This is a genomic window from Plasticicumulans sp. (assembly GCF_035331805.1).
Classification (GTDB): domain Bacteria; phylum Pseudomonadota; class Gammaproteobacteria; order Competibacterales; family Competibacteraceae; genus Plasticicumulans.
This window is the reverse complement of the sequence record NZ_DAOLKE010000456.1, coordinates 1-2,440: the sequence shown is the minus strand read 5'-3', so window position 1 is coordinate 2,440 and position 2,440 is coordinate 1. Positions and strand designations below refer to the sequence as shown.

The 2,440-nt window shown below is 72.5% G+C and carries 5 protein-coding genes; 1 reads left to right on the top strand and 4 read right to left on the bottom strand.

Features of this window, described 5'->3' with window-relative positions:
- The 4 genes from PKE44_RS18325 to PKE44_RS18310 form a co-directional block, all read right to left on the bottom strand.
- Nucleotides 1–229: hypothetical protein (locus tag PKE44_RS18325; protein WP_324554113.1), on the bottom strand; the 229-nt coding region annotated here is incomplete at its 3' end.
- Complete coding sequence (locus tag PKE44_RS18320; protein WP_324554111.1) at nt 226–822, bottom strand: DUF4255 domain-containing protein; 597 nt, start codon at nt 820–822, stop codon at nt 226–228. The genes PKE44_RS18320 and PKE44_RS18325, both read right to left, overlap by 4 nt.
- Before the next feature lie 416 nt (nt 823–1,238).
- The gene (locus tag PKE44_RS18315) at nt 1,239–1,616 is read right to left on the bottom strand and encodes a RidA family protein (RefSeq protein WP_324554109.1); all 378 of its coding nucleotides are present in this window, start codon (nt 1,614–1,616) and stop codon (nt 1,239–1,241) included.
- Between the two features lie 112 nt (nt 1,617–1,728).
- Nucleotides 1,729–2,061: a hypothetical protein gene (locus tag PKE44_RS18310; protein ID WP_324554108.1), complete on the bottom strand. Its 333-nt coding sequence runs from the start codon at nt 2,059–2,061 to the stop codon at nt 1,729–1,731.
- A 93-nt stretch (nt 2,062–2,154) separates the two neighbouring features.
- On the opposite strand from PKE44_RS18310, the gene PKE44_RS18305 reads away from it, so the two are divergent.
- A partial coding sequence (locus PKE44_RS18305) for an MATE family efflux transporter (protein WP_324554106.1) occupies nt 2,155–2,440 on the top strand: 286 nt, incomplete at its 3' end.

Sequence of the window (2,440 nt, the reverse complement as noted above, 5' to 3'; positions counted from 1 at the left end):
CCGGCGCCGGGCGGGCCGCACCGGCGATGCGCTCGGGCGGCAGGCCGAAGTCGAAGCGGGCGCGGGCGCCGCGTGTGGCGGCGCGCGTGCCGGCCGGCAGCAGCGAGCTGAAGCGGAAGTCGAGATCGGCGTCGATCGCGCGCATGTCGGCCGGCGTGTCCGGTGCCGAACTCGCATCGACCGCGCAGAGCAGCGCGTGGCCGTGCATCACCAGCCACTCGGCGCTCACGGGCCGGCTCCGGCACCGGTTTCGGTATCGAGCCCGAACACCCGCGTGCGCACGCGCCCGGCGCCGGCTTGCGGCGGCTCGCGCACGAACACCGTGCGCACCGCGTAGGCCGCACTCGGGCGGTAGCGCAGCGGCAGGCCGTCCCAGATGCGCAGCAGATCCTCGATCGACAAGTCCTCGGGCTGCACGCTCGCGCGCTCGTTGTCGAGCCAGTCCGGATCGAAGGCGCCGATGCGCGCGGCATCGAGTTCGGCGATGCGCGCCAGCGCCTGCATCGCCCAGCCGAGCAGGCGCAGTTCCTCGGAGGCGTTGGCGACCCACGGAAACAGCAGGAAGTGCAGCACCAGCGGCAGCAGCGGCTGCACCGCGGCGTTCGAGCCGGGCGGCGGCACGTGATAGCGGTTGCGCGTGGCCGGGTCGATTTCGACGCGGTAGACGTACAGCCCGAGCAGGCCGCCGAGGTCCTGGCGCGCCAGATCGGCGCTGCCGAGCAGGCGCACCGGCGCGAACGCGGCAAGCTCCGCCGGCTGCTCGCGGCGCAGCGCCGCTTCGAGCGCCAGCATCGCCGCCTCGACGCCGCGGTGGCTCGCCATGTCAGCGCCCCCGCGTCCGGGGCAGGAACGGATGGATATCGGGGCCGGTATCGGCGGGGAGCATCCGGCAATCGAGCGCGAGCCGATCCACTGCAGCCTCCGATGGCAAGGTCACGCCGGGCTGAGGGGCGCCGAAGCGGACTCAGCCGTCAGGGCCGTCAGGGCCGTCAGGCTTGAGACGGGTTGCGACGGAACCTAGCAGTGGATGTCGCGATGACAACGCGCCGGGCATTAAGGATCGGAAAGGATTGCTGTCCGGCCGGCGACCGGCTTCGGGTCGCCGGTGCCTGAGGCGGCGTGTCCGGCAAGCAGCAGGGTGCGCGGAATGACCCGCTGCCGGTGCAACGGCTCCCGGCGTTGCGGGCCTTGGTTCCGGGAGTGGAGGCGATGCCGGCATGGACCCGCCGGCCGCTGCCTCAGCCCGGCAGCTTCACGACCGCCTCGATCTCGACCTTCGCGCCGCGCGGCAGGCGGGCGACCTGCACGGTCGAGCGTGCCGGGCGATGCTCGCCGAAGCGCTGGCCGTAGATTTCGTTGAGGCGTGCGAAGTCGTTCAGGTCGGTCACGAACACCGTGGTCTTGACCACGTCGGCGAGCGTCGCGCCGGCGGCGGCGAGGATCGCGGCGAGGTTGTCGATGACCTGCTCGGTCTGCACGTCGATCTCGCCTTCGACGAACTCGCCGGCGGCGTTCAGCGGAATCTGGCCGGAGGTGTACAGCAGGCCGTTGACGACGATGCCCTGCGAATACGGGCCGATCGCGGCAGGGGCTTCGGACGTGGCGATGATCTGCATGAGGCATTCGGCTCCGGTTCGGGAACGGATGCCGGCCGGAGGCGCGCCGGCCGGGGCGGGGATGACCATGCTGGCCGCGGGGACTTGCCGGCGCAAGCAGGTCGGGTCGGCTTCACTGCTCGGTCGGGGTGCCGGTCGCGCGCGAGGCCTCGCTGTGCAGCTCGGCCATCACCGCGGCAAACGCCGTCTCGTCGGCTGCGCGCAGCGCCGCGACCGCCTCACGGAAGTCGCGCACGGCGCGGTCGTGCCCGGCGAGCCGTCCGGCGAGTTCGGCTTCCTCGTCGGCCGAGGGCCGGCCGTACTTCTGATACTTCTCCTCCAGCGCCCGCAGCATCTCGAAATGCGCGCTCTTGCTGCGCTCCATCGTGGCGTAGGCGGTCAGCGCGGCGATGGCGGCCGGGTGGTCGAGTCCGGTGCCGGTGCTGGTGGCTTCGGCTTGGTTCATGATGCGCGGCTCCTGCGGACGGCATGTTTCAGATGCTCCGCGATGATGGGGGGATCAGGCGGCGGATACGCGGCCGCCGCCGGGCTGCGCATGATGACATTCCGCACCGCGCCTGCCATCGCCGAAGCGCGCGCGCTGCTCGCACTCGCCGTGCCGCTGATGCTCGCGCAGCTCGCGCAGATGCTGATGGGCTACACCGACACGCTGATGGTCGCGCGCGTCGGCGCGCTCGAACTCGCCGCGGTCGGCACCGGGCTCGCGCTCTGGCATCCGCTGTACCTGGCCGTCACCGGCCTGCTGATGGCCGAGAGCGCGCTGATCGCCCGCCTCGCCGGCGCCGGCCGTGCCGATGCGGCCGGCGGGCTGCGCCGGCATGCGC

Bases quoted from the DNA above. Each gene is read 5' to 3' on its own strand.
- PKE44_RS18320 (WP_324554111.1), bottom strand. From the start codon at position 822: ATGGCGAGCCACCGCGGCGTCGAGGCGGCGATGCTGGCGCTCGAAGCG.
- PKE44_RS18315 (WP_324554109.1), bottom strand. From the start codon at position 1,616: ATGCAGATCATCGCCACGTCCGAAGCCCCTGCCGCGATCGGCCCGTAT.
- PKE44_RS18310 (WP_324554108.1), bottom strand. From the start codon at position 2,061: ATGAACCAAGCCGAAGCCACCAGCACCGGCACCGGACTCGACCACCCG.